This is a genomic window from Nonomuraea sp. NPDC051941, assembly GCF_044593615.1.
In genome coordinates this window covers 21,824-47,488 of record NZ_JBIUCF010000016.1, presented here as the reverse complement: position 1 = coordinate 47,488, position 25,665 = coordinate 21,824, and the positions used below count along the sequence as shown (strand labels likewise).

Here is a 25,665-nt window from a genome sequence, read left to right as displayed (position 1 = left end):
TGAGCAGGGGCTCCTCCCAGGGGGGCGAAGGGCCAGGAGAAGTGCACAACGGCGGGCTTCACCAGTGCGGGCCCGTCGAAGAAGCTGGTGGCGTGGAGCGTCACCTCCAGCGCCTTGGCCTTCGGGGGTTCGGAGGCCAAGGCGCTCTTGGAGACCGGCCAGGTGACTACCCGGCCGGCGCCTGTCCCGAGGAACGAGGGTCCGAGGGCAGTTCGGGTCGTTCGTCGGTTATGGCACGCTCTGACCCATGCAACTCAGAACGGGCATGCCGCGCGACGCCGACCTCATCGCGGCGTTGCACGCCGAGAGCTGGCAGACGGCCTACGCCGGGATCATGCCCGCCTCCTTCCTCGACGGCCCGCTCCTGGAGGACCGCAAGGCGCTCTGGGCCGCCCGGCTCGCGGACAGCGAGCCGGGCACCGTCGAGAACGCCTCCCACCTGCTGCTCGCCGAGCAGGACGACGCGCTGCAGGGTTTCACCTACCTGATCGCGCAGCCCGACGGCCGGGTCCTGCTCGACAACCTCCACGTCCGCCCCACCCGCAAACGCTCCGGCATCGGACGCCTGCTCATGAGCAGCGCCTTCGGCTGGGCAGCCGCCCAGCACCCCGGCAAGGCGGTCTACCTGGAGGTGCTCAGGGACAACGCCCCGGCCATCGCCTTCTACGAGCGATGCGGCGGCAGCGCCACGCGGGACTTCTGGGAGAGCGTGCCCGGAGGGGTCGAACTGCCCGTGATCGAGTACGCCTGGACGCCAGAAAGCGTCAAGGCCCTGGCCGGCTGATCAGGGGTTCAACCAGGAGAATCCGGTGTTGACCAGTTCGGCGAGGGCCTGGGGTTGGGTGAGAACGAGGAATCCGACGAAAAGGAATGCCGGTACGACCACGACGTACCCGAGGACGAGCCCCGCTATGGCCATGCCGTGGCCGGGCCTGATGCCGCGTTTCGTCTTGCCGGTGGCGGCATGGCCCAGGACGACGGCCACGATGGACGGGATCCCGAGCAGGAACCAACTGCTGAAGAGCCCGAGGATGCCGAAGATGAGGCTGGCGACGGCGAGACCTGAGGTGGGCGCCGGACCCCTCAGCGGGGGAAGGTGGTACTCGCCGCCCTCGTGCGGAGGCTGCATTTCGTCTCCGTCCTGAATGGGCTTGGATTCGCCACGATCCCCCACTTCTCCTGGCCGATCAAGAAGCGTTATTCCTTGATGACGTTGTCGCGTGGACCGCCGTAGACAGGGTTGCGGTCGTAACGCTTGTCGGTGACGAGCAGGCGGATCACCCCGGGCTCGCGGATGGACTCCTCCGCCTCCCAGACGACCCAGTCGTCGCCCACGGGAGTGGTCCGCGTGGGGCCCTCGCCGAAGCCGCCAGGGTTGCCCGGCGCGATCTCCATGATGAGGAAGGTGACCTTCAGTCCGCGCTTCCTGAGCTCGGGCAGGACCTCGCCGACGGTCTTCTCGTCCACCCGGAGCCCGGCGAGCGAGCGACCCTCCACGGTCGCCAGCCGGTAGTCGGGCTTGACCTCCTTCTGAACAGGCCTGTCCTCCAGGACGCACGGCCCGACCGGGCCGGTCATCAGGATGGTGGTGGTGAGCGTTTCCCCGATCGTCCAGACGAAGGTCTGGCCGGGCTTGAACAGCTTGGTGTCGATCCGCATCTGCCAGCCGTGCCCCTCTTCTCCGGGAATGTTCTCCGGTGCGGAGTACAGGCCCCGGGGGATGTCCTCGACGTGGGTCCCGCGCGGCTCCCGGCACATCTTGCCCGGAGGCACGTAGTCGACGATGGCGGGGACGTTGAGCTCCTGCAGTTGCCTCGTCAGCCCCGCGGCGTCACGGAAATCCCGCAGCTTGACGTACACGACGCCGTCGGAGTCCTTGGTGACCGCGTACGAAGGCGGCACGCCGGTCCGCAGCAGGCCCTGCCCCACCACGATGCCCACGGCGAGTGTGGCCGCCACCGCCAGCCCCAGGAACAGGCGCCGGGCCCGGTACGGGCGTGGGCGGGCCGCGGGCGGGCCGGGTTCGGTGGCGGTGATCGAGGCCAGCAGCGTCCGCGCCCCCGCGTCGGACGCCTGCCCCCCTGGCCGGCCCGGCTCCACTCGGGCCAGTGAGCGGGTGATCGTGTCGATGTCGTCGGTGTTCTTCACAGCTGCCTCTCCGCCGGGATCAGCCGGCTCTCCGACGTGAAACGGACGTCCGCCTCGGCCAGCGCGCGGGCGAAGCGCTTGCGGGCGCGGTGCAGCCTGATGCGTACGGCGTTGCGCGACAGGCCGAGCACGGCGGCGATCTCCTGCCGGTCCAGGCCCTCCCACGCGACCAGCGCCAGCAGCTCGCGGTCGTCGTCGGACAGGCTCCGGAAGACGTGCGCGATCGCGGACAACTCGACCCCGCTGTCGGGCGAGGCTCCGTACAGGTCGGCCATCTCGGTGTCGAGCTCCACGCTGCGCGCCTGACGGCGGACCTCGCCGCGATAGTGGTTGGCCAGCACCTTGCGTGCCGTGCCGTACAGCCACAGCGTGGCTTCCTCCCCGTCCGGGAGGTCGTGTATCCGCCGCCAGGCGACGGCGAAGGTCTCCGCCACCACGTCCGCCGCGTCCTGCGGGGAGTCGCAACGGCGCGCCGCGTACGCCGTGATCAGGCCGTACGTTTCCTGGTAGACGGACTCGAACCTGGCCCGTTCCTCATCCACGAGGCATCCCCATGCCCGGCTCCTTCATAGTGCGATGTACGGACATCTGTGCCTATGTAGGGAGGCGGGCCATCATTTCGCGTCAGAGCGGAGAAAGTTCGAGGGAGCTCAGTCAGTCGTGCGTTCGAAGGCGCTGAACACGCGGGTGGTCGGGTCCGGCGCCCCCTCGTCTCTGAGGCGGTCGGTGAGGAGGAAATCGGTCAGCTCGAACGCGGCGGCGTGCTCGTCCTCGCTCAGGACGAAGACCCCGCCGGCGGCGTCGGGGTCCCAGCCATGCGTCAGCGCATGGTCGATGACCTCCCGCACGTCCTTCGGGGTCGGGTAGGAGTTGTCGCTCGCGCAGCCCCACGGCAGGACCGCCTTCGACAGCAGGTCCGCCTGGAGCACGCGGCTGTTCTTCCCGGCGCCCCAGACCCGCAGGCGGACGCATCTGTGGCAGTCGCGCCCGCCGGACACGTGGTGGATCTCGCCCTTCCATACGAACTCCCGCCCACCCGCGCGGAGCTTGCGCAGTCTCGTTCGTATGGTGCCCACCCCCGCGCCGAAGCCTAGCCGACCCGGCGAAGGGGAAGGCCTGGTCATCCTTCGAAGCGGATCGTCGCCCCCCGGTCGCTGATCGACAGCACGCGGAAGTTGAGCGTGCGCTTGCTCCCGTACCGGAACTCCCCCCTGGCGCCCTCCCCCAGCGACGAGGTGAGGCCGGGGGCCCGCACGACGACCATGTCCTGGTTGAAGAGGCCCCCCATGTACTCCTTGGAGACGCGCACCCTGCCGAGGCCGTACGCGCTGGAGACGCGGAAGCTCACGGCCCTCGTGAACGTGAACTTACACTTCCCGTCGTAACAGGCCCGCAGGTTCGGGGCGGAGGCGGCTGCCGGGGTCGCGGCGAGGACCGGCGTCGCGACCAGCGCGCAGGCGAGGGTCAGGGCGGTGATGGCCTTCCGGGGGTGCATGGTCTCCCTTTCGTCGGCTGTTGCGGCCCGGTACGCCGTGCTCGCGTGGCTCGGCCGCAGGGGGTGAGGCCTTTCTACAGGGCATGCGCCGGGAGGGGTCCCGAGCGGAGGCGCTAACGCGGGCGGGCGAGGTCGTACACGGCGGCCACCAGGGAGAGGAAGACGAACAGCAGGACCACCGCCAGGCCGTGGCGGAAGGCGATCGCCCAGTCCGCGCCGAGCGCGCCGAAGAACGTGGAGCCGGCCGTCGCGATGCCGATCGCCGAGCCCAGCCGCTGGCCCGTCTGCAGGACCCCCGCCGCGCTCCCGCCGCCCTCGGGCGGCACCTCCGACAGCGTGATGGCCTGGTTGGGCGAGATGACCAGGCCGCTGCCGATGCCCGCGACCAGCAGCGGCAGGGCGGTGGCCAGGCCCGCGCCGGGCCCCGGCACCAGCACGGTGGCGGCCATGGTCGCCGCCAGGCCGGCGATCACCGTGAGCAGGCCGATGACCACCACGCGGCGCCCCGCGCGGGACACCAGCCGCCCGCCCACCACGCTGGACGACGCCGAGCCGAGGGCGAACGGCGTGATCGACAGGCCCGCCAGCAGGGGGCTGTAGTGGAGGCCGCTCTGCAGGTACAGGGTGAAGATGAAGAAAATGCCGGTGAATCCGGCGAAGTAGAACAGCCCTATGGCCGTGCCGAGGCGATAGGAGCGTTTCCTGAACAGCGCCAGGTCCACGAGAGGCTCGCGGCGGTAGAACCGTTCCCACGTCACGAACCCGCCCAGGATCAGGAGCGAGGCGGGGATGATCAGCCATTTGGCGTTGCCCTCCCACTGGTGGCGCTGGATGAAGGGCAGCAGCAGGCCCGCCACCCCGACGCCCAGGAGGAGCACGCCCACCGGGTCCATGCTCTCCCGCCGCCGCGGCACCTCCTGGCGCGGCGCCGGCAGGACGTGCCAGGCCAGCGGCAGCAGGGCCAGCCCGATCGGCACGTTCACCAGGAACACCCACCGCCACCCCAGCTCGGGCCCGGACAGGGTGACCAGTGCGCCGCCGATCAGCGGCCCGGCGGCCGTGGAGAGGCCGATGGTGGCGCCCAGCGCGCCGAACGCCCGCCCCCGCTCGTGCCGCGCGAACATCTGCTGGATCAGCCCCGACACCTGCGGGTTCACCGTTCCGGCGGCCATGCCCTGCACGAGCCTGGCCGCGATCAGCACCTTCATGTCCCAGGCGAAGCCGCACGCCGCGCTGGCGAGCGTGAACAGCGCCACACCCCACATGAACAGCGTCCTGCGGCTCCTGGCGTCCCCCATGCGCCCGGCCGGGACCAGCAGCAGGCCGAACGTCAGCGCGTAGCCGGAGACCGTCCACTGCAGGCCGTCCGCCGTCGCGTGCAGGCCGGCGCGGATCGACGGCAGCGCCACGTTGACGATGCTCACGTCCAGCCCGGTCATGAACGCCGACACCAGGCACACGGCCAGTGCGTGCCGCCGCCTGTCGAACCCGGTGGTCTCCGCGCTCATGCCGTCCAGACTCTCACCGACCGACTGAGGGTTCTCTTACCGGGTATGGGGCGAGTAACGTCCGATCATGGACACGATGACCGTCGAGCAGAACGGCATCAACGCGGTCCCCGAGGCCGAGCGGCACGGCCGGCCGGGGGATCTCTTCTGGCCGTGGGCCGGCTCCAACCTCTCCCTGTTCGGTGTCGCCTTCGGCGTGTACATGGTCGGTCTCGGTCTGGGCGTGATCCCCGCGATCATCACCGGGGCGGTCGGGTACGCGCTGTCGTTCCTGCTGGTGGGCCTGGTCGCGGTCGCGGGGACGCGGTCGGGCGTGCCGACGATGACGCTGGGACGGGCGCCGTTCGGGTACCAGGGGAACAAGCTGCCCGCCGTTTTCTCCTACATCTCGAACGTCGGCTGGGAGATCGTGCTCGTCACGCTCTCCGCGCAGAGCGGCGCGGCGATCCTCGCGCGGCTCGCGCCCGGCGTCCCCGCCACCACGGCCACCGCCGTGTGCTTCGCCGTCGCGGCCGTCGTGGTGATCGCGGTCGGCGTGTACGGCCACGCCCTGATCATGGCGGTCCAGCGCTACCTGACGTACGCGTTCGTCGTGCTGACGATCGTCTACATGGCCCTCATGGTGCCGAGGCTCGGCGGGGCGCTGAAGAGCGACGCGGGTCCCGGCGAGTGGGTCGGCGGGGTCGTCTTCGCCATGACGCTGCTGGGCCTGGGCTGGGTCAACTGCGGCGCCGACTACTCCCGCTACCTGCCCTCGAACTCCCGGGCCAGGTCGGTGGCGCTGTGGACCACGCTGGGTGGCGCGGTGCCGCCCATGGTGCTGCTCGTGTTCGGCGTGCTGCTGGCGGGCGGCGATCCGAAGCTGGCCGAGGCCGCCGGGGGCGATCCGGTGGGCGCGCTGGCCCAGGCGCTGCCGACGTGGTTCCTGCTGCCGTACCTGCTGACCGCCATCGGCGGCTTCCTGGCCGGGGCGATCATGGACATCTACTCGTCCGGGCTGTCGATGCTGGCGCTCGGCGTGCCGGTCAGGCGGCACTACGCGGTGCTGATCGACGGCGTGCTCATGGTGCTCGGCGGCTACTACCTGCTGTTCGTGTCCAGCAGCTTCCTCGGCACCTTCCAGGCGTTCCTGGCGATCATCGGGGTGGTGATGGCGGCCTGGGTGGCGATCTTCCTGGTGGACATGTGGCGGCTGCGCGCGGGCGGCAGGGCGTACGACGAGCGGCTGCTGCGGCCGGGCGCGCCCGCGCTCAACTGGGCCGGGCTGGTCTCGCTGGTCGCGGCGTCGGCCGTGGGCCTCGGGCTGATCACCTCGGGCGACCCGAACATCGCCAGGATCGTCGGCTTCCTGATGAGCGACGAGATGAAGACGGGCACGTTCGGGGGGGCGAACATCGGCGTGGTCATCGCCCTCGTGCTGGCCGGGCTGCTGTACTTCCTGATCACCATCTTCACCGGGCGGCGCCGCGAGGCGTGACGGCGCCGAGTCCTGAGGTTACTCTTGGTGAGTAATGATGGACATTCCGTCGCGGTTGCTGCGGTGGGCGGTGCATGCCACGGCCTGCGGGCTTCTGGTGCCCGCGGTGGTGGGCTCGCTGCGCGAGGACCAGGTGGCCGTGGCCGTCGGGGGGCTGGTGCTCGGCTTCGCCTATGCCGCCGGTCCGCTGGTGTCCGGAGGGCTGCGGGTCGTGTGGCTCGGGCTCGTGACGGCCGGATGGGTCGTGCTGGCGGTGGCGGCGCCGCCGTTCGTGTGGCTGGCGTTCCCGCTGCTGTTCGCGTACCTGGACGTGCTGCCGCTGTGGGGGGCGATGTTCGGGGTGGCGGTGCTGACCTCGGCGGCGATCCTGGCGGCGGTGTGGCACGCCGGTGAGCTGACCCTGCCGCTGGTGCTCGGGCCGGGCATCGGGGCCGCGGTGGTGACGCTGCTGGCGCTGGCCTGCAAGGCGCTGCGCCACGAGGTCGAACGGCCCGAGCAAGAGCCCTCGCTCAGGCCGTGACGGCAGCCCGGCGAAGGCTCGTGTCGTGACGGCCCGAGCGAGGGCAGAGGCTCAGGCCGTGACGATGGCGAAGTCGGGTGTCGCGTGGTCGAGGACGGCGACCAGCCGTTGCAGCGCCCCCGTGTCCCCCTCGCGCTCCACGCCCCCGACCCCCTTGCCCGCCAGCAGCCCCACGAGCTGGTCCTTCGTCAGCCGCAGCGTCAGGTCGGCGCTCTCGTCCGCGGGCTCCCGCTGCTGGATGAGCGCGCCGTTCGAGAGCGTCGTACGGTACCGCTGCCCCAGGTCGGTCAGGTACCAGTCGATCGACAGCCGCTCGTGCCAGGCGCGCGGCCCGTCCACGCGGATGGCGAGCGAGTCGAAGATCTGCTCCACGGACAGCGCGGCGAGCAGGTCGAGCGAGCCGGCGTCCACGCTGGCGGGCACGATGCCGTCGGACAGCTCCAGGGCTCCCATGAGGTAGAAGTTGCGCCACACGGCGTTCTCGGCGCCGTGGCCGAGCCGGGTGTAGACCTCGGCGAGCAGGTCGCGGGCCTCCTTGTTGCCCTCGTCGGCGAAGACGGCGTGGTTGAGCAGCTGGGCGGCGAAGCGCAGGTCGTTCTCGTCGATGTAGCGCCTGGCGAACGCGACCACGGCCGAGCCGCCGCCCAGGCAGTCGACGTACCGGACGGCGCTCTCCCGCGGCGGGTGCTCCCACAGATGCGCCGGATTCCCGTCGAACCATCCCAGGTAGCGCTGGTAGACGGCCTTGACGTTGTGGCTGACCGAGCCGTAGTAGCCGTGCGTGTGCCAGGCCTGCTCCAGCTCGGGCGGCATGTGCATGGCCTCGGCGATCTCGGGCCCGGTCAGGCCCTTGTTGAGCAGCCGCAGCGTCTGGTCGTGCAGGTACGCGTACATGTCCCGCTGCTGTTCGAGGAAGCGGACGATGCCGTCGCGGCCCCAGGTGGGCCAGTGGTGCGAGGCGAAGGCGACGTCGACCCGGTCGGCGAACAGCGTGACGGCCTCGTTCAGGTAGCGCGCCCAGGCGCGGGCGTCGCGGACCATGGCGCCGCGCAGGGTGAGGACGTTGTGCTGGTTGTGCGTGGCGTTCTCGGCCAGGCACAGGACGCGGCGGTCGGGGAAGAGGAAGTTCATCTCGGCGGGGGCCTCGGTGCCGGGCGTGAGCTGGAAGAGCATCCGGATCCCGTCGACGGTCTCCTCCTGGCCGGTACGGGTGATGTCCGTCGTGGGCGGGATGAGCGACACGGTGCCCGTCGAGTTGGTCATGCCGAGGCCGCAGCCGATCTGGCCCTCGGGCGAGCGGGGCAGGGCGGGGCCGTACATGTAGACGGCCCGGCGGGTCATGGCCGGGCCCGCGTAGACGTTCTCCGACACCGCGTGCTCCATGAACCCCTCCGGGGCCAGGATCGGCACGCCTCCCCCGGTGACGCCGCGTACGCCGCCGAAGTGGTCGACGTGCGAGTGCGTGTAGACCACGCCGGTGACCGGGCGGTCGCCGCGGTGCTCGCGGTAGAGCCGGAGCGCGGCGGCGGCGCACTCCGTGGAGATCAGCGGGTCGATCACGAGGACGCCGCGCTCGCCCTCGACCAGGGTCATGTTCGACAGGTCCAGGCCGCGTACCTGGTAGACGCCCTCCGCGACCTCGTACAGACCTTGCCTGGCGCACAGCTGGCCCTGCCGCCAGAGGCTGGGATGGGCCGTCGCCGGGCACTCCCCCTGGAGGAAGTCGTAGGAGTCGTTGTCCCAGATGACCCGGCCGTCGGCCGCTTGGATCACTGCCGGACTCAGCTTCGCGATGAAGCCGCGGTCGGCGTCCGCGAAGTCGTCCTTGTCGTGAAATGGAAGGTCTGCCATGTCTAGCCGAGTGCCCGGGAATCACTCCAGATAGCTCAATAAACACCCCTAATAGCATGAATCTAGGGCAATACGGACAGGCCTGGCCCGGCTCCTCAGCGCCGAGTGATCGGGCCGTGTGGTTGGCTGGTCGGGTGGAAGCGTGCGTGTTCGACCTCGATGGCGTGCTGGTGGACTCCGAGCCCGTGTGGGAGGAGGTGCGCCGGGCGTTCGTCGCCGAACACGGCGGCACCTGGCAGCCCGACACGCAGTCCAGGCTCATGGGCATGAGCACCGGGGAGTGGGCCGCGTACCTGCACTCGCTGGGGGTGTCGATGCCTCCCGACGAGATCGCGCGGGGCGTGGTGGACCAGATGGCCGCACACTACCGCGACGGGGTGCCGCTGATGCCCGGGGCGGTGGAGACGGTGCGGCGGCTGTCCGACGCCGTCACGCTGGGGCTGGCCAGCTCGTCCCCGCGCAGGCTGATCGACGTGGTGCTGGACGCGGCCGAGCTCGAGGAGTGCTTCGCGGCCACGGTCTCGACGGAGGAGGTCGCCCGCGGCAAGCCGGCGCCCGACGGATACCTCGAGGCCGCCCGGCGGATCGGGGCGGACCCGCGCAAGTGCGTGGCGGTGGAGGATTCGAGCAACGGGCTGCGTTCGGCGCACGCGGCGGGCATGCGCGTGATCGCCGTGCCGCACCCGCGCTACCCGCCCGCTCCCGACGCGCTGGCCCTGGCCTGGCGCGTCCTGCCCGGCCTCGACGAGCTGACCGCCGATCTGCTGCTCGTTTGACCGCGCCCCCGGGTCGCTCACGCGAACGCCGAGGCCGGGTGGCTATGCTTACGGAATCGTGCGAGACATCACGGTTTTCTCTGGAAGCGCCCACCCTGAGCTGGCTGAAGAGATCTGCAGGCATCTGGGTACGCCACTCCACCCGGTGCGCATCGAGCGCTTCGCCAACGACGTCCTCGAAGTACAGCTCCAGGCCAACTGCCGTGAACGCGACGTGTTCCTCATCCAGCCGCTCGTACCGCCCGTACAGGAGCATCTGGTCGAGCTGCTGCTGATGCTGGACGCGGCGCGGGGCGCGTCCGCGGCGCGGACCACTGTGGTCCTGCCGCATTACGCCTATGCCAGGTCGGACAAGAAAGACGCCCCGCGCATCTCGATCGGCGCGCGGCTGGTCGCCGACCTGATGGTGGCCGCGGGCGCCAGCCGCGTGCTGGCCATGACGCTGCACTCTCCGCAGGTGCACGGCTTCTTCAGCGTCCCCGTCGACCACCTGCACGCGCTGCGCGAGCTGGCCGCGCACTTCCGCCAGTACGACCTGTCGAACACGGTCGTCGTCTCCCCCGACCTCGGCAACGCCAAGGAGGCCGCCCACTTCGCCCGCCTGCTCGGCACCGGCGTCGCCATGGGCGCCAAGCAGCGCTTCAGCGACGACCGCGTGGTGATCAGCTCCGTGATCGGCGACGTCACGGGCAAGGACGTGATCATCCTGGACGACGAGATCGCCAAGGGCAGCACGGTCATCGAGCTGCTCGACCGGCTGCGCGAGCGGGGGGCCCGCTCGGTGCGGGTGGCCTGCACGCACGGGCTGTTCGCGGGCGGGGCGGTGGAGCGGCTGAGCGCGCTGCCGGAGGTCGAGGAGATCGTCTGCACCAACACCGTGCCGTCGCCCAAGCCCAGCGACAAGCTCACCGTGCTGTCGATCGCGCCCGCGCTGGCCGAGGCCATGCGCCGCATCCACGACGGGGAGTCGGTGAGCGCGTTGTTCAACGCGTCGTGACGACCTGACCGGAGCCGCGCGGAACCGCTGTGATCTGCGCGGCTTTCCCACTCGGCGGTTTATCGATCATAGTGACCAGTATGCACGCGGCCACCGAACGACTGCTGAGCGACTTTCTCCGGGGCGTCGAACCGGCCGTGCCCTTGGTCGCCTTATGGGCACACGGTTCGCTCGCCACCGATGATTATCAGCCCGGCCGCAGCGATCTGGATCTGATCGCGGTCATCGACGCCCCGGTGACGATGGAGCAGTGGCGCCGGATCAAGGCCGTCCACCGGGCGCTCGACGGGCCGCTGGCCGCGCACCTGCACTGCTCGTACCTGGCCAGGGAAGAGCTGGCAGACCTCTCGGTCGAGCACGTGACCTGGGCGCACGAGCGCATCTTCCGCCGTCCCGTCAGCGCGGTCACCCGCCGCGAGCTGCACGAAGGGGCCCTGGAGCTGTACGGCCCGCCGCCCGCCGGGCTGCTGCCGCCGGTGTCGGACGAGGAGCTGACCTACTTCGTACGCGGCGACCTGCGCGACTACTGGCTCGTCAAGACGCGGGCCCGGCGGCGCTGGCTGCGCGACATCTGGGTGGATCTGGGCCTGCTCACGGTCGCCCGGGCCACGGTCACGCTGCGGGAAGGGCGGATGATCAGCAAGCGGGAGGCCCTCGACGTGCTCGCAGAGCTCGGGGCGCCGGAGAACGTGGTGGCCGACATCCGGGCACGCAGGTACGGCACGGCGCGGCCGGTGCTGAGCCGGTTCAGGAGGGGGAGGCTGGCCCGCGCGTTCCTCAGGTCCGCCATCAGGAAGGCCCTGACCTGAGGGTCGCCGTGAGCTCGGCCAGCGCCCGCGTGATCTGCTCCGGGGTCAGGCCGAGCACCGAGCGCTGGTAGCCGTACACCTCGGGGGCCAGGGGCGCGAGCAGGACGTCCACCAGCGCGTCGGGATCCGGGGTGCGGGCCGCGACCAGGAGCGCGCGCACGTGCGCCCGCCAGAAGCCGTACGCGCCCGTCTCGAAGCGCGAGCGGCCCACCTCCGAGCCGAGGACCAGGTGCCGGTGGTCCTCCAGCAGGCGCACCATCGCGGCGTAGAAGGCGGCGAGCCGCTCGGCGGGCGGCGCTCCCGGGCCGAGCGGCGGGTCGCCGCGCAGCAGCCGTTCCTGCAGCGCCCGCTCATGCTCGTCGAGGAGCGCGACGGCGATCGACGCCCGGTCGGGGTAGCGGCGGTAGAGCGTGCCCCGGCCCACCCCGGCCTTCTTGGCGATGTCGTCCATCGTCACGTCCTGCGGGAGCCGCTCCGCGAAGAGCTGCGCGGCCGCCTCCAGGATGCGCGCGCGGTTCCGCGCGGCGTCGGCTCTCTCCATGCGTCCGATTGTATGTGGACACGGCGTCCGGTTATATTGAAGTGGACAGTGTGTCCGCTTAGGGCCTTTCAAGGGAGAGATCATGCTGCTGCATCTGGACGCGAGCGCGCGCCGGGCGTCGTCGTTCTCGCGCAGGCTGTCCGCCGTGTACGCCGACACGTGGCGGGCCGCGCATCCCGATCGCGGGTACGCGTACCGGGACCTGGCCGCGCAGCCCGTGCCGCACATCGGCGAGGCGTGGACCGAGCTCTGCGACCACATCCTCGAACACGAGATCACCGACATTTCGCGCTATCGGGAGGCGGTGCGGACGCCTGCCCAGCGGCAGGCATGGGCCGTCGTGGAGCCGCTGCTCGACGAGGTGGTGGCGGCCGAGGTGATCCTGATCGGCACGCCGATGTACAACTACTCGATCCCCTCCTCGCTCAAGGCCTGGCTCGACCAGATCACGTTCCCGAAGATGTCGCTCGAAGGCCGCTCGTTCGTGGTGACGAGCGCGCGGGGCGGCGCGTACGGGCCGGGCACGCCCCGCGAGCCCTACGACCACCAGGAGCGCTACCTGCGCGACTTCTTCAAGGGGCACTTCAGGGTCGAGGACGTGACGTTCATCCACGCGGAGCTGGTCAACGCGCGGCTCGACCCGGCCCTGGCGCACCTGCGCGACAGCCACGAGCAGTCCCTGGCGGCGGCGCTCAAGGAGGCGGCCCGGTGAACTGGATCGTCCTGTTCCTCGCCGGACTCGTCGAGGTGGCGTGGTCGCAGAGCATTAAACCGACGCAGAACTTCACCCGGCCGGTGCCCACGCTCGTGTCCCTCGTCCTGATGGCCGCCGCCGTCTGGCTGCTGTCCCGGGCGATGAACACGCTTCCCGTCGGCACCGCGTACGCCGTCTTCACGGGCATCGGCGCGGTCGGCGCGATCACCCTGGGCATCGTGCTCAACGGTGACCCCGTCTCGGTCGGCCGGATGGCGGCGCTCGGCCTGATTGTCGGAGGGATAGTCTTGGCGCGAGTTACCACCTAAACCAGGGGAAGGGCGGCAAATGGGGGAAATCAGGCAGTCCTATCTGGTGGCCGCGACGTCGGCAGTCTCGCTGCTGCGCGATCCCGCCGTGGCGGCGGCCTGGGACAAGCCGAGCGCGCTGACCGAGTTCAGCGTCGCGGGGCTGGCTGGGCACCTGGCCCACCAGCTCGTCCGCGCCCGTGACGTGCTCGTCCCCGACGGGGTGGCCGGCGAGCCGGTCGGGCTCCTGGAGCACTATTCGAGGTCGCCGTGGGTGCAGGCGGGACTCGACCACGAGAGCAACGTGAGCGTCAGGCGCGGCGGCCAGGCCGCCGCCGCGGACGGGCCCGGGGCGCTGGTGGACCGGACGCAGGAGCTGCTCGACCTGCTGACCGCCGCCCTGCCCGCCGAACCCGACGACCGGGTCGTGGGCCTGCCGTGGACGGGCTGGTCGCTGCGGCTCGACGACTTCCTGCTCACGCGGCTCGTGGAGCTGGTCGTGCACTCGGACGACCTGGCGGCGAGCGTGGGGCTGGACACGCCGGAGCTGCCGTCCTCGATCATCGATCCCGTGGTCGAGCTCCTGGCCCGGCTGGCCGTCCACCGGCACGGGGCCACGGCGGTCATCCGCACGCTCAGCCGCACCGAACGCGCCCCCGCCACCATCAGCGCCTTCTGACCGTCTCGTCAGGAAGCGAATGAGCGCAGGGCCGTGACGACCTCGCGGCCCGACAGGGCGCTGTCCGGGTCGAGGAGCCACTGCGACAGGAAGCCCGTCAGCAGCGCCTGGTAGAGCGTCCCCGCCAGCCGCTCACGCTCCGGATCACCCCCCAGCTCCACCCCCTCGAACAGCTCGGCCAGCCCCAGCCGCGCCTCCCCGGTGGCCCGCACCAGTTGCTCGCGCACCTCCGGCAGGTGGTCGATCTGCCCCAGCAGCTCGAACTGCGTCAGCCACAGCGGCCGCAGGCGGGTGAACGACTCCACCACCCGGTCCCAGGCCGTCTCGAACCGCTCCAGCGGCGTGGCATCCGGTTTGACGTCGGCCGTCAGGGTCTGCGCCAGGTCGTCTCCCCACTCCCGCATCGCCTCGAAGAGCGCCTCGTTCATCAGCGCCTCCTTCGACTTGAAGTGGTAGCCGATGCCCGCCAGGCTCACCCCGGACGCGTTGGCGATGTCGCGCGCCGTCGTACGCGAGTAGCCCTTCTCGATCAGGCATCGCTTGGCCCCGGCCAGCAGATCGTCCCTGTTTCCCATGCTCGCAGCCTAGCACAAATGTCTTGAAAATTCGTCCTAGACAATCGTCTGAGACATATGTACCGTCAGGGCCATGACGAAGAGCATCCTCATCTCAGGCGCAAGCATCGCCGGCACCGCGACCGCGTACTGGCTCAGGCGGCGCGGCTTCGACGTGACCGTGGTCGAGCGGGCCCCCGCGATCCGCGAGGGCGGCTACAAGGTGGACATCCGGGGCGTGGCCCTCCAGGTCATCGAGCGCATGGGCCTCATGGAGGCGGTCCGCGCGGCGAGCACGGACATGCGGATCGCCACCCACTACGACGCCAGGGGCAGGAAGATCGCGACCATGGACGCCGACCTGTTCGGCGGGCGCACGGGCGACGACGCCGAGATCATGCGCGGCGACCTCAACGAGCTCCTGTACGACCTCACCCGCCGCGACGTCGAGTACGTCTTCGACGACTCCATCATGGGCATCGCAGAGGACGGCACGGTGACGTTCGAGCGCTCGGCGCCCCGCAGGTTCGACCTGGTCGTCGGGGCCGACGGCGCGCACTCCAACACCAGGAGGATCGCCTTCGGCGAGGAGTCCCGGTACGCCCGCGACCTCGGCTACTACATCTCCATCTGCACCGTCCCCAACACCCTGGGCCTGGACCGCGAGGAGGCCGTGCACGTGGCCCCCGGCCGGACCGCGAACGTCTACAGCACGCGCCAGGACACCCGCGCCAAGGCGCTGTTCATGTGGTCGTCCGAGCCGCTGGCCTACGACCACCGCGATGTCGAGGGCCAGAAGGAGCTGCTGGTGAAGGCCATGGCGGGGGTCGGCTGGGAGGTGCCCGCGCTGCTGGAGTCCGTACGCGACGCCAAGGACTTCTACTTCGACTCGGTCACCCAGATCCACATGGACCGCTGGTCCACGGGGCGCGTCGTGCTGGTGGGCGACGCGGCGTACTGCGCCTCGCCGGCCGCCGGGCAGGGCACGAGCCTGGCGCTCGTGGGCGCGTACGTGCTGGCCGGCGAGCTGGCCGGCGGCGGCGGGACGGAGGGCTACGAGCGCGAGATGCGCGAGTTCGTCGAGGCCAACCAGGCGCTCGGGCCGGCCAACGTCAAGGGCATGGTGATCGGCTCGTCCCTGGCCGTCTGGCTCCAGACCAGGATGATCAGGCTGCTCCCGCACCTGCCCGGCCGCGACCGGATGATCGACAGGATCGCCGGCCCCATCCACCGCGCCGCGAACGCCATCTCGCTCAAGAATTACTCGGAATGAAGCGTTCCGTTCTGCTATAGTAAGAGCAGAACATTCCGTTCCGAAGAAAAAGGGGTTCGCCATGACCATCCTCGTCACCGGAGCCACCGGGACCGTCGGCCGTCTCGTCGTCGAGGAGCTCCTCGCGGCCGGGCAGCACGTACGCGCCCTGACCAGGAACCCCGCCAAGGCCGGACTCCCCGAGAGCGTCGAGGTCGTCGCCGGTGACCTCGCCCGGCCCGAGACGCTGAAGGACGCCTTCGAGGGCGTCACCGGCGCGCACTTCATCAACTTCGCGGGCGACGACTATGCGGCCCTGCCGGACGGCGCCGCGATCGTGGAGCTGGCCGTCAAGGCGGGCGTGCGGCGGGTCACCGTGCTGGGCGGCCGCGAGGACGGCCCGCTCGAGCAGGCGCTGGCCGCGACCGACCTGGAGTGGACGCTGCTGCACCCGGTCGAGTTCATGTCCAACACGCTGCGCTGGTGGGCGCAGACGGTGAAGACGGAAGGCGTCATCAAGGAGCCGTTCGGCGACCGGCTGAGCGCCCTCGTGCACGAGCGCGACATCGCCGCCGTGGCCGCGACGGTGCTGGTCGAGGGCGGCCACGGCGGCAGGACGTACGTGCTGACGGGTCCCGAGGCGATCACGCTCAGGCAGAAGGTCGAGATCCTGGGCACGTCGATCGGCAGCCGCGTCGAGTACGTGGAGCTGACCGTGGACGAGGCGCGGGCCAAGTGGGCCGCCGACGGCATGGGCGAGCAGACCATCGAGTTCCTCGTCCAGGCCCTGGGCAACACCCCGGAGGTCGGCTACACGGTGGTCCCGACCGTGCGCGAGGTCACCGGCCGGGACGCGCGCAGCTTCGCTCAGTGGGCCTCGGAGAACGCCGACGCGTTCCGGGTGTGATCGGTGACCTCGGGATGGTCCTCGACCGGAGTCCGCTTGCCGAGCAGGTGCAGGTCGAGGAAGCTGACCAGGTGAGCGCGGGTGATCCGCAGCGCCCGCGCGCCGTCCAGCTCCTGCGCGGGCAGACCGAGCGCCGGCCTGAGCACGGCGTAGTCGACGAACGCCGAGTGGTCGGTCCCCGCCACCGTGATCCAGCGCTTCCAGCCCTTCAGGTTGACCCAGGCCTTGTCCCAGGAGCCGTAGCCGGGGGCGTGTCCCGGTGCCCCGACCAGCATGAACGGCCGGTCGAGCGGCTCGTCCAGCGCGAACGTGCCGTCCAGGTTGACGCCCGCCTTGATCCGGGTGTCGGCGAGCATGGTCTGGGCGGTGGCGTACCCGCCCATGGAGTGGCCGGCCATGGCGATCCTCGACCGGTCGATCGCCTTGCCCCACCGGCCCTTGACCAGCTCGCCGAGCACGAACCTCACGTCCTTGACCCGGCTCGCGGCCACCTTGACGTTGTCCTGGCCCTTCACGCAGGCCAGGCAGGTGGTGGTCCGGCCGTCGGGGAACGTGGTCGCGACCGACTCGTACGTGTGCTCCACCGCCGCCACCAGGTATCCCCTGCTCGCCAGCTCCTCGGCCAGCGAGGTCAGGGTGGCGCGCGGGAAGGAGAAGCCCGGCGACATGACGACCAGGGGCAGCCTGCCCCCTCTCACAGGGGCGTCGAGCCTGGCGTACGTCCTGGTCTTCGTGAGCGCGTCCGGGGAGACGCCCGGGAAGCCCTTCACGATGGCGGCCGACTCCTGGGGCGTCACGTACGGCGCGGGCCGCCCCACGGCCTTCCTGGCCGGGTACCAGAGCGAGACCATCAGCTCCCGCCGGGACGCCTCGGGGTTCCAGGGGTCGGGGCGGCTCGAATCCACGAGGTGCAGGCTGGTCGTGCCGACGGGCCGCGGCCCGGTCGGCTTCGGAAGGGCGAGGTCGGCCGCCTGCGCCGGAGCGGCTCCGGCGAGGACGGCCAAGGACATCGCGACTGTCGCGAGGGTTTTACGCATGGGCCCAGGCTGGTGCCGGAGGCCGCCGCCCGGGACGCCCCGATCGTCGATCGGCGCTTACTACTTTCGTCGTAATGTCCCTTTCCGGGTGGCCCATACGCTGTGAGGCATGCGGTTCGTGCTGCTCGGCGCAGGTGTGTTCGCGGCCTCGCTGCTCGTGGTGAAGGGACAGATCGGGGTGCCGTCGAGCCTGCCGTTCCCGGTGCTCGTCGCGGTCGCCGCGGTCGCGGGCCTGGCCGCCTGGCAGGCGCGGCGGTCCTGGTGGCCGCTGGCCGCGGTGGGCGCCGTCGGCTACGTGTGGCTGGTGATGTGGCCGCCGCTGCTGGTGGCCTCCTACTTCGCGGGCCTGACTCTGAGCGGGCGCCGCCTGGCCGCCTACCTCGGCGGCTGCCTGGCCGTGTGCGGGGTCGCCGCGCTCGCGGGCGCGGGGCGGAGCGGCCCGTACGAGCTGATGACCGCCACCACGGGCAACGCGCTGATCCTGGCGCTGGCCGTGATCGGGCTGCCGCTGGCACTCGGCCTCCTGGTGCGCACCCGCCGGGACACGGCCAGGGAGCGTGCGGAACGCCGCGAGCACGAGCAGGTCATGCGGGCCGAGCAGGCCAGGGCGCAGGAGCGGGCCAGGATCGCCAGGGAGATGCACGACGTGGTCGCGCACCGGGTCTCGCTCATGGTGCTGCACGCGGGGGCGCTGGAGATGCGGGCGTCCGACCAGGAGACGGAGCGGGCCGCCGCCCTGATCGGCGGGATCGGGCGCGAGGCCCTGGCGAACCTGCGCGACGTGCTCGGCGTCCTGCGCACGCCCGAGAACCCTCCGCTCCGGCCACCGCCCGCCCTGGAGGACCTTGACCAGTTGCTCGACCAGTCCCGTGCCCTGGGCATCGCGGTGACCAGGCACGACAAGGGCGAGGCGCGGCCGGTCGAGCCGACCGTGGAGCGGACCGCGTACCGGGTGGTCCAGGAGGCGCTGACCAACGTGCACAAGCATGCGGGCGACGCCGCCACGGACGTGCTCATCCGCTACGGGCCAGAGGAGCTGGAGGTGGAGGTGCGCAACGAGGCGCCCAAGGAGCCGCCCGGGGAGCTGCCCGGCGCGGGCTGGGGCCTGGTGGGGCTGCGGGAACGGGTGGAGCTGCTCGGCGGCACGCTGCGTACCAGCGCGCAGGACGGCGGTGGCTTCCTCGTGAGCGCCAGGATCCCGGCATGATCAGGGTGCTCGTCGTGGACGACGAGGAGCTCGTCCGTTCGGGGCTGCGGCTGATCCTGGAGGCGGCGGGCGACATCGCGGTCGCCGGCGAGGCCCGCGACGGCGCGGAGGCCGTCTCCGCCGTGCGGCGGCTGCGGCCCGAGGTCGTGCTGATGGACGTCCGCATGCCGGGCATGGACGGCCTGACCGCCGCCGCGCGGCTCCTGTCCGAGCCGGACGCGCCCAAGTTGATCATGCTGACCACGTTCGACCTGGACGAGTACGTGCACGAGGCGCTACGCCTGGGCGCGGTCGGGTTCCTGCTCAAGGACACCCCGCCGAGAGAGCTGGCCGCCGCCGTCCGCACGGTCGCCGGCGGCCAGGCCATGCTCTCGCCCTCGGTCACCAAGCGCCTGATCGCGTCGTACGCCAACCGCGCCCCCTCCCGCGCCGAGGTGGCGCGCAGGCAGCTCGACCGGCTCACCGGGCGGGAGGAGGACGTGATCAGGGCCGTCGCCCGCGGCCTGTCCAACGCCGAGATCGGCCGCGAGCTACGCCTGACGGAGGCGACGGTGAAGGCGCACGTCAGTCGCGTGCTGGCCAAGCTGGGCCTGGCCAACCGCGTCCAGGCCGCCGTCCTGGTCCACGACGCCGACCTGGGCTAAGCGTCGAGGGCATCCGCGTAGTAGCAGGCCGCCTGGGCCTCGGGCACGGCCGGCAGGATGTCCAGCAGCTCCGAACGGCACCTGGCGTCCACCCCCGCCTCGGCCGCCTTCCCGGAGGCGAGCACCTGGCAGCGGGCGTGGAAGCGGCACCCGCCCGGGATCCGGGTCGGGTCCGGCGGCTCGCCGGTCAGCACCACCCGCTCGGGAGACTCCGGCAGCACCGACATCAGGGCCTGCGTGTACGGGTGCCGCGGCGCCGTCAGCACCTGCTCCACCGGCCCCGACTCGACGATCCGGCCCAGGTACATGACCGCCACCCGGTCGGCGATGTTCCAGGCCAGGCCCAGGTCGTGGGTGACGACCAGTGCCGACAGCCCCAGCTCGTCGCGCAGCCGCAGCATCAGGGCCAGGATCTCACCGCGTACGGAGGCGTCCAGCGAGGCCACCGGCTCGTCGGCGATCAGCACCTTCGGGTTCAGCGCCAGCGCCCCGGCGATCACCACGCGCTGCCGCTGCCCGCCGGACAGCTCGTGCGGGTAGCGCAGGAAGAACCGGTCCGGCGGCCGCAGCCCAGCCCTGGACAGGGCCTCGGCCACGACCTCCCGCTCGTCCGGCAGGCCGTGGATGCGCGGGCCCTCGGCGACCGCCTCGTACACGGTGTGCCTGGGGTTGAGCGAGCCGGTCGGGTCCTGCAGGACGAGCTGCACCTGCCTGCGGTACGCCTTGAGCGCCCTGGAGCCGTAGTCCAGGGCGGCGCCACCGTAGCGGACCTCACCCGAGGTGGGACGTTCGAGGCCGAGCAGCGTGCGTGCCAGCGTGGTCTTGCCGCAGCCCGACTCGCCGACCAGGGCCACGATCTCGCCCTCGCCGACGGCCAGGTTCACGCCGTCCACGGCCTTGGCGCGGCGGCCGCGCGAGGAGAACTCCACGCGCAGGTCGCGGGCCTCCAGCAGGCTCGGCCGGGCCGTCGAGACCGCCTCGGCGGTGGTCTGCGTCTCGGTCATGAGGCCCCCTCCTTCTCGCGTACGTGCACGCAAGCGGCGGAACGGCGCTCACCCGCGGGCCACAGCTCCACGTCCAGCGTGGCGCATTCGTCCAGCGCGACCGGGCAGCGCGGGTGGAACGAGCAGCCGCCCGGGAGCTGCATCGGGTCGGGCGGGTCGCCTCCGAGGCCCTTCGGGGCCAGCCGCGAGGCCGGGTCGCCCACCGTGGGGAACGCCGCCGCCAGCGCCCGGCTGTAGGGGTGCTTGGCGTCGTGGAACACCTCGGCGGACGGGCCGTACTCGACGACGCGGCCCGCGTACATGACCGCGAGCTGCCCGCACACGTCCGCCAGCACCGACAGGTCGTGCGAGATCATGATCAGCGAGATGCCGTGCTCGGCGACCAGCTCCTTGATCAGCGTCAGGACCTGGGCCTGCACCATCACGTCGAGCGCGGTGGTCGGCTCGTCGGCGATGATCAGCCGGGGCGAGCAGGCCAGCGCCATCGCGATCATCACGCGCTGCCGCTGCCCGCCGGACAGCTCGTGCGGGTAGCTGCGGGCCCGCCAGGTGGGCAGGCCGACCTGTTCGAGCAGCTCGGCCACGCGCTTGCGGGCGGCCTCCGGCTTGGCCAGGCCGTGGACGAGCAGCGGCTCGGCGATCTGGTCGCCGATCCTGCGCACCGGGTTGAGCCCGTGCTGCGCGCCCTGGAACACGATCGAGGCCTCGGCCCACCGTACGGCGCGCATGCGGCCCCACTTCATGGTGAGCACGTCCTCGCCGTCGAGCAGGATCCGGCCACCGACGCGCGCGTCGCGGGGCAGGAGCCGCATCAGCGCCATGGCCAACGTCGATTTGCCGGATCCCGACTCGCCGGCGACTCCGAGTGCCGCCCCGGAGTCGAGCGTCAGCGACACACCGCGCACGGCGGGCACCTCGCCCGAGGCGATCCGGTACGTCACCGACACGTCGTCGAGTTCTAGGAGACTCATGCCGCCCTCCTGAGCCGCGGGTTCAGCACGGCCTCCAGCGCCCGCCCGACGAGGGTGAACGCCATGACGACGGCCAGGATGGCGAGACCGGGGATGAGGATGTACCACCACGCGCCCTGCGTGGCCGCGCCGTAGTCGTAGGAGGAGCGCAGCATGGTCCCCCATGACGTCTTGTTCGCGCTGGCGCCCAGGAAGGCCAGCGTGGACTCGGTGACGATCGCGCTGGCCACCTCCAGCGTGGTGCTGGCCAGCAGCAGCGGCGCCACGTTGGGGAGCACGTGCCGGGTGGTGATGTGCCAGTGCCCGCCGCCGAGCGCCTTCGACCGCTCGATGTACGGCCGGGCCTCCACGGCGAGCGTCTGCGCCCTGATCAGGCGGGCGGTCGACGGCCAGGAGGTGACCGCGATCGCCATGATCACCGTGAACGTGGTGCCGCCCAGGATGGCCGCCAGCACCAGCGCGGTCACCAGCGAGGGCAGCACCAGGAACCAGTCCGTGACCCGCATGAGCGTGCCGCCGGCCCAACCGCGGAAGTGCCCCGCGGCGATGCCGATGACCGTGCCGATCACGATGCTGAGCAGGGCGGCCAGGAAGCCGATGAGCAGCGACGTGCGCGAGCCCCACCAGACCATCAGCAGGATCGAGCGGCCGGACTCGTCGGTCCCGAAGGGGAAGTCGAGGCTCGGCGCGGCGAACTTGTCCCCGGTGGCGTCGACGACGCTGGTCACGCCCTCGTCGATGAACAGCGGCGCGATCAGTGCGAACACCACGGCGATGAGCAGGACCACCATCCCGGCGAGGCCTGCTCGGTGGGTGCGGAACTCGGCCCAGAACCGGCTCAGGACGAGCCGTCTGCGGGCCGCGGCGACGCTGGTCATGCCGACCTCACTCTCGGGTCGAGCATGTGGTAGACCACGTCGGCCAGCGTGTTCATGAGGATCACGGCCACGGTGATCAGCAGGAACGTCCCTTGCATGAGCGTGAAGTCAGGCACCTTGATCGCGCGGTAGAACAGCTGCCCCAGGCCGGGCCAGGTGTAGATCGTCTCCACGGTGACCGCGCCGCCGACCACGAAGCCGATGCGCATGAACACCAGCGTCACCGTGGGCAGCAGCGCGTTGGGCACCGCGTGGCGCCGCCGGACCTCGTCGTCCCGGAGTCCCTTGGCCCTGGCCACGGTCACGTAGTCCTGGCTGACCTCCTCCAGCAGCGACGAGCGCATGATCAGCAGGTACTGGGCGTAGACCACGCCCACCAGGGTCAGGCACGGCAGGACCATGTGCGAGGCCACGTCCAGCACGTACGCGAAGCCGTCGGGCGCGTCCACGCTCTCGATGCCCCTGAACGGGAAGAGGCCGGGAATGGGCCCGATACCGACGCCGAGCACCATCATCAGCAGCAGACCCAGCCAGAACGTGGGCACCGACCAGAGCACCAGCGACACGCTCGTGGAGAAGCGGTCGAACTTGGTGCCCGGCCGCCATCCGGACCGCGTGCCCTGCCAGATCCCGAGGCTGACGGCGATGACCAGGCCCGTGCCCGCGAGGAGCAGCGTCGGGCCGATGCGCTCGCCGATCAGGTCCAGGACCGGCCGCTTGTACTCGTAGGACGTGCCCAGGTCGAGCCTGAGCGTGTTGCCCACGAAGTCGAAGAACTGCTGGAGCACCGGCTTGTCCAGGCCGAGCCGGTGGCGTTCGAGGTTGAGCTGGTCCGGCGTCATGTTGCGGCCCTGCGCCAGGTTGCGCACCGGGTCGCCGGGCAGCAGCCGGAACACGAAGAACGTCCCGACGATCACCATGGCGATGCTGAACAGCGCCCCACCGGCCTTGGACAGCGCGTACTGCAGCGTGCCGCGGCCGGTGGAGCGCTCATCACCAGGGCCCGCCGCCTGGACGGCGGGCTCTGCTGCTTCTAGCGGAGTGGTCATTCGCGCTCGTCTGCGACGCTCTTACGCCGCCTGCTCAGGAAGAAGCCGGCCAGTCCGATGACCACGACGCCACCCACGATGCCGGCGATGAGGCCGGTGTTGGAGCCGCCGCCGCCGCTGCCGCCGCTCGCCGCCGCGGCCTTGACGTCCACGGTGTAGAACGGCCAGTAGCCGCTGCCGCCGTACAGGAGGCCCTTGTCCTCGGGGATCGGGGTGATGCTGGTGACCCGGTCCTTGCGGTAGCCCTCAAGGTCGTTCGGGTAGTAGATCGCGATGACCGGGGCCTCGGTGTAGAGCCGCTCCTCCATCTTCTTGATGGTCTCGGCGCGCTTGGGCCGGTCGAGCTCCTTCAGCTGCTCCTGGTAGAGCTTCTCGAAGGTCTCGTCGCAGAAGAACGACTCGGTGCCGCCGCCCTCGCCACCCGGGGCCGGCCTGCGGCTGCACAGGTGCGTGGCCAGGACCTCCTCGGGGTCGGGGTTGACCGACCAGCCGCTGATCGCGATGTCGAACAGAGCGGTGACGCCCGTCTCCTCGGAGAACTTGCTGGAGTCGACCTTCTTGGTGGTCAGCGTGATGCCGATCTCCTTGAAGAAGCCCGTCAGGTATTCGGCGAGCTTGTCCTCGACCGGGGTGTCGGTGTGGATGCTGAAGCGGAACTCCAGCTTGCGCTTGCCGTCGGGCATCGTGCGGATGCCGTCGGAGCCCTTCTTGTAGCCGGCGTCGTCGAGGATCTTGTTGGCCTTGGCGGGGTCGTAGCTGACCTTCTCGTCGCCCGTGGCCTCCCAGAAGAAGTCCTTGAACATCGGCGGCACGATCGAGCCGTCGGCGGGCTTGGCCAGGCCGTTCTGGACCTCGTCGACCAGCTTCTGCTTGTCGATGGCGTAGTGCAGCGCCTGGCGGACCTTGACGTCCTTCAGTGCCGGGTGGCCGTCACCGACGGGCTTGTTGTCGGTGGTGGTGGCGCCGTGGTTGATCTGCAGGTACGCCGCGCGGCGGCCCTGGGTGTTCCAGGCCTCGATGTTCGCGTCGTTCTGGATGGCCTCGAACTCGGCCGGGGACATGCGGCCGAGCAGGTCGATGTCGCCGTTCTTGAGACCGGCGACGGCGGCCTGCGGGTTGTCGTAGAAGATGACCTGCAGCTCGTCGATCTTGGGCTTGCCCCGCCAGTAGTTGGGGTTGGCCTGCAGCTTGACGTACTGGTCCTTCTTGTGCTCGATCGCGATGTACGGGCCGCTGGTGACGGCCGGGTACTTCTCGGCGTCGTAGTTGGCCATGTCGGTGACCGACTCCCAGACATGCTTGGGCATGATCGGGATCGGGTTGTCCAGCATGGACGCCTGCGGCGACTTGAGCTTGATCGTCAGGTCCTGGCCGCTGGCGGTGACGCTCTCGAAGTTCTCGACCGCCGGACCGTTGGCCGTCTTGGCGGCCTCGTCCGTCATGATCTTGTTGAACGTCCAGGCCGCGTCATCGGCCGTGATCGGCTTGCCGTCCGACCACTTGGCCGCACGGATCTTGAACGTCCACGTGAGCCCGTCGGGCGCCGTGGTCCACGACTCGGCCAGGTCCGGGCTGGGCTGCAGCGTCTTGGAGTCGGGCACCGTGAGGAAGCCGTACATCCAGCGGTGGATCGACGTCGAGACCAGGCGGACCGCCAGGAACGGGTTCATCGAGTCCATCGACTGGGTGGCCCCGACGCGAAGTACCTTCTTCCCCGCCGCGGGCTCCTGGGCATGGGCGGCTGTCGCGCCCTGACCCGCTACTAACAGCGCGACACCCAGCGCTGCCAGGCGCGCGATCCATTTCCTCATATGTGCCTCACCTTCAGGCGGGGGTTTTCCTGTGTAGAGAAAGGCACACCATAGGGAGTCCGCGTGTCAACGCGCTGCGGAAAATTGTTTCATTCTCGTTTCCTTTTGCGGTGTAAATTTTCAGTCCCCTTGGGACTGCCGTGATGCGGCACCCCCAAGGGGACGATGAGGCATCCTACGGGGCCGATCAGTGGCAGCCGCCGGAGCCGCAGCACGAACCCCCCGCCTGCGGCAGGAGCTCGATCGCTCCCGCAAGCTCGTAGCCGGCCTCCACCACCGCCGCGTCGATCAGCACGCGGTCGATCGGCGCCTCGCTCGTGACGGTCACGGCCTTGGCCGCCAGGTCCACCTGGACCCCGCTCACGCCCGCGACCTTGCCGACCTCCTCGGTCACGGCGCTCACGCAGTGACCGCAGGTCATGCCCTCAACCTGGTACGTCGTGACGGTCATGCCTCGCTCCTTCACTCCTTGATCCTTGGTCGTCACTATACCCCCTAGGGGTAAAGGTGCATACTACGGCCGCACCCGGAAAGGAGAGAGGGAAGCA

At 70.6% G+C, this 25,665-nt stretch carries 29 protein-coding genes; 13 read left to right on the top strand and 16 right to left on the bottom strand.

Going from position 1 to position 25,665, the window contains the following annotated elements; genetic code table 11:
- Positions 1-247 precede the first annotated feature (247 nt).
- Positions 248-784 carry a GNAT family N-acetyltransferase gene (locus tag ACIHFD_RS26320; RefSeq protein ID WP_397369109.1) on the top strand — a complete coding sequence of 179 codons (537 nt, stop codon included), beginning with the start codon at positions 248-250 and terminating at the stop codon, positions 782-784.
- Here the strand turns inward: ACIHFD_RS26320 and ACIHFD_RS26315 are convergent, their stop codons facing one another.
- From ACIHFD_RS26315 to ACIHFD_RS26290, 6 genes are all read right to left on the bottom strand, one after another.
- The gene (locus ACIHFD_RS26315; protein ID WP_397369108.1) at positions 785-1,129 is read right to left on the bottom strand and encodes a DUF4190 domain-containing protein; all 345 of its coding nucleotides are present in this window, start codon (positions 1,127-1,129) and stop codon (positions 785-787) included.
- Positions 1,130-1,197: 68 nt separating this feature from the next.
- The gene (locus tag ACIHFD_RS26310) at positions 1,198-2,148 is read right to left on the bottom strand and encodes a hypothetical protein (RefSeq protein WP_397369107.1); all 951 of its coding nucleotides are present in this window, start codon (positions 2,146-2,148) and stop codon (positions 1,198-1,200) included.
- Complete coding sequence (locus ACIHFD_RS26305; protein WP_397369106.1) at positions 2,145-2,690, bottom strand: RNA polymerase sigma factor; 546 nt, start codon at positions 2,688-2,690, stop codon at positions 2,145-2,147. The genes ACIHFD_RS26310 and ACIHFD_RS26305 overlap by 4 nt, the downstream gene beginning before the upstream one ends.
- A gap of 108 nt (positions 2,691-2,798) precedes the next feature.
- Positions 2,799-3,224, bottom strand: coding sequence for a hypothetical protein (locus tag ACIHFD_RS26300; protein WP_397369105.1), 426 nt, complete (start codon positions 3,222-3,224; stop codon positions 2,799-2,801).
- Between the two features lie 44 nt (positions 3,225-3,268).
- Complete coding sequence (locus tag ACIHFD_RS26295) at positions 3,269-3,643, bottom strand: hypothetical protein (protein ID WP_397369104.1); 375 nt, start codon at positions 3,641-3,643, stop codon at positions 3,269-3,271.
- A gap of 113 nt (positions 3,644-3,756) precedes the next feature.
- The gene (locus ACIHFD_RS26290) at positions 3,757-5,151 is read right to left on the bottom strand and encodes an MFS transporter (protein ID WP_397369103.1); all 1,395 of its coding nucleotides are present in this window, start codon (positions 5,149-5,151) and stop codon (positions 3,757-3,759) included.
- 67 nt (positions 5,152-5,218) lie between these two features.
- Here ACIHFD_RS26290 and ACIHFD_RS26285 point away from each other — a divergent pair, with 67 nt between their 5' ends.
- Together ACIHFD_RS26285 and ACIHFD_RS26280 are read left to right on the top strand one after the other, a co-directional pair.
- Entirely contained in the window at positions 5,219-6,628 is a 1,410-nt protein-coding gene (locus tag ACIHFD_RS26285; RefSeq protein ID WP_397369102.1) for a purine-cytosine permease family protein, read from the top strand.
- 34 nt (positions 6,629-6,662) lie between these two features.
- Positions 6,663-7,148, top strand: coding sequence for a hypothetical protein (locus tag ACIHFD_RS26280; RefSeq protein WP_397369101.1), 486 nt, complete (start codon positions 6,663-6,665; stop codon positions 7,146-7,148).
- Between the two features lie 51 nt (positions 7,149-7,199).
- Here the strand turns inward: ACIHFD_RS26280 and ACIHFD_RS26275 are convergent, their stop codons facing one another.
- The gene (locus ACIHFD_RS26275; RefSeq protein ID WP_397369100.1) at positions 7,200-8,999 is read right to left on the bottom strand and encodes an alkyl/aryl-sulfatase; all 1,800 of its coding nucleotides are present in this window, start codon (positions 8,997-8,999) and stop codon (positions 7,200-7,202) included.
- Positions 9,000-9,145: 146 nt separating this feature from the next.
- Between ACIHFD_RS26275 and ACIHFD_RS26270 the strand changes: the two genes are divergently transcribed.
- From ACIHFD_RS26270 to ACIHFD_RS26260, 3 genes are all read left to right on the top strand, one after another.
- The gene (locus tag ACIHFD_RS26270; protein WP_397369099.1) at positions 9,146-9,775 is read left to right on the top strand and encodes an HAD family hydrolase; all 630 of its coding nucleotides are present in this window, start codon (positions 9,146-9,148) and stop codon (positions 9,773-9,775) included.
- 58 nt (positions 9,776-9,833) lie between these two features.
- The gene (locus tag ACIHFD_RS26265; RefSeq protein WP_357752793.1) at positions 9,834-10,772 is read left to right on the top strand and encodes a ribose-phosphate pyrophosphokinase; all 939 of its coding nucleotides are present in this window, start codon (positions 9,834-9,836) and stop codon (positions 10,770-10,772) included.
- A gap of 80 nt (positions 10,773-10,852) precedes the next feature.
- Positions 10,853-11,581, top strand: a complete 729-nt coding sequence (locus ACIHFD_RS26260) for a nucleotidyltransferase domain-containing protein (protein ID WP_397369098.1) — start codon at positions 10,853-10,855, stop codon at positions 11,579-11,581.
- On the opposite strand, the gene ACIHFD_RS26255 is transcribed toward ACIHFD_RS26260, so the two are convergent.
- Positions 11,562-12,122, bottom strand: a complete 561-nt coding sequence (locus tag ACIHFD_RS26255) for a helix-turn-helix domain-containing protein (protein ID WP_350741902.1) — start codon at positions 12,120-12,122, stop codon at positions 11,562-11,564. The two genes, ACIHFD_RS26260 and ACIHFD_RS26255, sit on opposite strands and share 20 nt — an antisense overlap.
- An 82-nt stretch (positions 12,123-12,204) precedes the next feature.
- On the opposite strand from ACIHFD_RS26255, the gene ACIHFD_RS26250 reads away from it, so the two are divergent.
- From ACIHFD_RS26250 to ACIHFD_RS26240, 3 genes are read left to right on the top strand one after another with little or no spacing between them, the layout of a single operon-like run.
- Positions 12,205-12,834 (top strand): FMN-dependent NADH-azoreductase, encoded by a 630-nt coding sequence (locus ACIHFD_RS26250; protein ID WP_397369097.1) that lies wholly within the window; start codon positions 12,205-12,207, stop codon positions 12,832-12,834.
- The gene (locus ACIHFD_RS26245; RefSeq protein ID WP_397369096.1) at positions 12,831-13,145 is read left to right on the top strand and encodes a DMT family transporter; all 315 of its coding nucleotides are present in this window, start codon (positions 12,831-12,833) and stop codon (positions 13,143-13,145) included. Before ACIHFD_RS26250 ends, ACIHFD_RS26245 begins: the two co-directional genes overlap by 4 nt.
- Before the next feature lie 19 nt (positions 13,146-13,164).
- A complete protein-coding gene (locus ACIHFD_RS26240; RefSeq protein ID WP_363961910.1) occupies positions 13,165-13,803 on the top strand; it encodes a maleylpyruvate isomerase N-terminal domain-containing protein in 639 nt (212 codons plus the stop codon).
- 8 nt (positions 13,804-13,811) lie between these two features.
- Here ACIHFD_RS26240 and ACIHFD_RS26235 read toward each other — a convergent pair whose 3' ends face one another.
- Positions 13,812-14,378 (bottom strand): TetR/AcrR family transcriptional regulator, encoded by a 567-nt coding sequence (locus tag ACIHFD_RS26235; protein WP_397369095.1) that lies wholly within the window; start codon positions 14,376-14,378, stop codon positions 13,812-13,814.
- Positions 14,379-14,451: 73 nt separating this feature from the next.
- Between ACIHFD_RS26235 and ACIHFD_RS26230 the strand changes: the two genes are divergently transcribed.
- Together ACIHFD_RS26230 and ACIHFD_RS26225 are read left to right on the top strand one after the other, a co-directional pair.
- Entirely contained in the window at positions 14,452-15,630 is a 1,179-nt protein-coding gene (locus ACIHFD_RS26230) for an FAD-dependent monooxygenase (protein WP_397369094.1), read from the top strand.
- A gap of 61 nt (positions 15,631-15,691) precedes the next feature.
- Positions 15,692-16,516, top strand: coding sequence for an NmrA family NAD(P)-binding protein (locus ACIHFD_RS26225; RefSeq protein WP_397369093.1), 825 nt, complete (start codon positions 15,692-15,694; stop codon positions 16,514-16,516).
- Here ACIHFD_RS26225 and ACIHFD_RS26220 read toward each other — a convergent pair.
- Positions 16,477-17,553, bottom strand: a complete 1,077-nt coding sequence (locus ACIHFD_RS26220; RefSeq protein ID WP_397369092.1) for an alpha/beta hydrolase family protein — start codon at positions 17,551-17,553, stop codon at positions 16,477-16,479. The genes ACIHFD_RS26225 and ACIHFD_RS26220 overlap by 40 nt on opposite strands.
- 109 nt (positions 17,554-17,662) lie before the next feature.
- Here ACIHFD_RS26220 and ACIHFD_RS26215 point away from each other — a divergent pair, with 109 nt between their 5' ends.
- Entirely contained in the window at positions 17,663-18,760 is a 1,098-nt protein-coding gene (locus ACIHFD_RS26215; protein ID WP_397369091.1) for a sensor histidine kinase, read from the top strand.
- Entirely contained in the window at positions 18,757-19,404 is a 648-nt protein-coding gene (locus tag ACIHFD_RS26210) for a response regulator (RefSeq protein ID WP_397369090.1), read from the top strand. The genes ACIHFD_RS26215 and ACIHFD_RS26210 overlap by 4 nt, the downstream gene beginning before the upstream one ends.
- Here the strand turns inward: ACIHFD_RS26210 and ACIHFD_RS26205 are convergent.
- From ACIHFD_RS26205 to ACIHFD_RS26180, 6 genes are all read right to left on the bottom strand, one after another.
- On the bottom strand, positions 19,401-20,408 hold the full coding sequence (locus ACIHFD_RS26205; RefSeq protein WP_397369089.1) for an ABC transporter ATP-binding protein: 1,008 nt from the start codon (positions 20,406-20,408) through the stop codon (positions 19,401-19,403). The two genes, ACIHFD_RS26210 and ACIHFD_RS26205, sit on opposite strands and share 4 nt — an antisense overlap.
- Positions 20,405-21,379 (bottom strand): ABC transporter ATP-binding protein, encoded by a 975-nt coding sequence (locus ACIHFD_RS26200; RefSeq protein ID WP_397369088.1) that lies wholly within the window; start codon positions 21,377-21,379, stop codon positions 20,405-20,407. Before ACIHFD_RS26200 ends, ACIHFD_RS26205 begins: the two co-directional genes overlap by 4 nt.
- Complete coding sequence (locus ACIHFD_RS26195; RefSeq protein ID WP_397369087.1) at positions 21,376-22,257, bottom strand: ABC transporter permease; 882 nt, start codon at positions 22,255-22,257, stop codon at positions 21,376-21,378. Before ACIHFD_RS26195 ends, ACIHFD_RS26200 begins: the two co-directional genes overlap by 4 nt.
- On the bottom strand, positions 22,254-23,306 hold the full coding sequence (locus tag ACIHFD_RS26190) for an ABC transporter permease (protein ID WP_350741876.1): 1,053 nt from the start codon (positions 23,304-23,306) through the stop codon (positions 22,254-22,256). The genes ACIHFD_RS26195 and ACIHFD_RS26190 overlap by 4 nt, the downstream gene beginning before the upstream one ends.
- Complete coding sequence (locus tag ACIHFD_RS26185; protein ID WP_397369086.1) at positions 23,303-25,117, bottom strand: ABC transporter substrate-binding protein; 1,815 nt, start codon at positions 25,115-25,117, stop codon at positions 23,303-23,305. Before ACIHFD_RS26185 ends, ACIHFD_RS26190 begins: the two co-directional genes overlap by 4 nt.
- A gap of 187 nt (positions 25,118-25,304) precedes the next feature.
- Entirely contained in the window at positions 25,305-25,568 is a 264-nt protein-coding gene (locus ACIHFD_RS26180; protein WP_397369085.1) for a heavy-metal-associated domain-containing protein, read from the bottom strand.
- Between the last annotated feature and the right edge of the window lie 97 nt (positions 25,569-25,665).

What these genes read in the sequence shown, in the direction of transcription:
- ACIHFD_RS26320 (WP_397369109.1), top strand. Translation starts at nt 248, where the DNA reads ATGCAACTCAGAACGGGCATGCCGCGCGACGCCGACCTCATCGCGGCG.
- ACIHFD_RS26315 (WP_397369108.1), bottom strand. Translation starts at nt 1,129, where the DNA reads ATGCAGCCTCCGCACGAGGGCGGCGAGTACCACCTTCCCCCGCTGAGG.
- ACIHFD_RS26295 (WP_397369104.1), bottom strand. Translation starts at nt 3,643, where the DNA reads ATGCACCCCCGGAAGGCCATCACCGCCCTGACCCTCGCCTGCGCGCTG.
- ACIHFD_RS26290 (WP_397369103.1), bottom strand. Translation starts at nt 5,151, where the DNA reads ATGAGCGCGGAGACCACCGGGTTCGACAGGCGGCGGCACGCACTGGCC.
- ACIHFD_RS26285 (WP_397369102.1), top strand. Translation starts at nt 5,219, where the DNA reads ATGGACACGATGACCGTCGAGCAGAACGGCATCAACGCGGTCCCCGAG.
- ACIHFD_RS26280 (WP_397369101.1), top strand. Translation starts at nt 6,663, where the DNA reads ATGATGGACATTCCGTCGCGGTTGCTGCGGTGGGCGGTGCATGCCACG.
- ACIHFD_RS26275 (WP_397369100.1), bottom strand. Translation starts at nt 8,999, where the DNA reads ATGGCAGACCTTCCATTTCACGACAAGGACGACTTCGCGGACGCCGAC.
- ACIHFD_RS26260 (WP_397369098.1), top strand. Translation starts at nt 10,853, where the DNA reads ATGCACGCGGCCACCGAACGACTGCTGAGCGACTTTCTCCGGGGCGTC.
- ACIHFD_RS26255 (WP_350741902.1), bottom strand. Translation starts at nt 12,122, where the DNA reads ATGGAGAGAGCCGACGCCGCGCGGAACCGCGCGCGCATCCTGGAGGCG.
- ACIHFD_RS26250 (WP_397369097.1), top strand. Translation starts at nt 12,205, where the DNA reads ATGCTGCTGCATCTGGACGCGAGCGCGCGCCGGGCGTCGTCGTTCTCG.
- ACIHFD_RS26240 (WP_363961910.1), top strand. Translation starts at nt 13,165, where the DNA reads ATGGGGGAAATCAGGCAGTCCTATCTGGTGGCCGCGACGTCGGCAGTC.
- ACIHFD_RS26235 (WP_397369095.1), bottom strand. Translation starts at nt 14,378, where the DNA reads ATGGGAAACAGGGACGATCTGCTGGCCGGGGCCAAGCGATGCCTGATC.
- ACIHFD_RS26230 (WP_397369094.1), top strand. Translation starts at nt 14,452, where the DNA reads ATGACGAAGAGCATCCTCATCTCAGGCGCAAGCATCGCCGGCACCGCG.
- ACIHFD_RS26225 (WP_397369093.1), top strand. Translation starts at nt 15,692, where the DNA reads ATGACCATCCTCGTCACCGGAGCCACCGGGACCGTCGGCCGTCTCGTC.
- ACIHFD_RS26220 (WP_397369092.1), bottom strand. Translation starts at nt 17,553, where the DNA reads ATGCGTAAAACCCTCGCGACAGTCGCGATGTCCTTGGCCGTCCTCGCC.
- ACIHFD_RS26215 (WP_397369091.1), top strand. Translation starts at nt 17,663, where the DNA reads ATGCGGTTCGTGCTGCTCGGCGCAGGTGTGTTCGCGGCCTCGCTGCTC.
- ACIHFD_RS26210 (WP_397369090.1), top strand. Translation starts at nt 18,757, where the DNA reads ATGATCAGGGTGCTCGTCGTGGACGACGAGGAGCTCGTCCGTTCGGGG.
- ACIHFD_RS26205 (WP_397369089.1), bottom strand. Translation starts at nt 20,408, where the DNA reads ATGACCGAGACGCAGACCACCGCCGAGGCGGTCTCGACGGCCCGGCCG.
- ACIHFD_RS26200 (WP_397369088.1), bottom strand. Translation starts at nt 21,379, where the DNA reads ATGAGTCTCCTAGAACTCGACGACGTGTCGGTGACGTACCGGATCGCC.
- ACIHFD_RS26195 (WP_397369087.1), bottom strand. Translation starts at nt 22,257, where the DNA reads ATGACCAGCGTCGCCGCGGCCCGCAGACGGCTCGTCCTGAGCCGGTTC.
- ACIHFD_RS26190 (WP_350741876.1), bottom strand. Translation starts at nt 23,306, where the DNA reads ATGACCACTCCGCTAGAAGCAGCAGAGCCCGCCGTCCAGGCGGCGGGC.
- ACIHFD_RS26185 (WP_397369086.1), bottom strand. Translation starts at nt 25,117, where the DNA reads ATGAGGAAATGGATCGCGCGCCTGGCAGCGCTGGGTGTCGCGCTGTTA.
- ACIHFD_RS26180 (WP_397369085.1), bottom strand. Translation starts at nt 25,568, where the DNA reads ATGACCGTCACGACGTACCAGGTTGAGGGCATGACCTGCGGTCACTGC.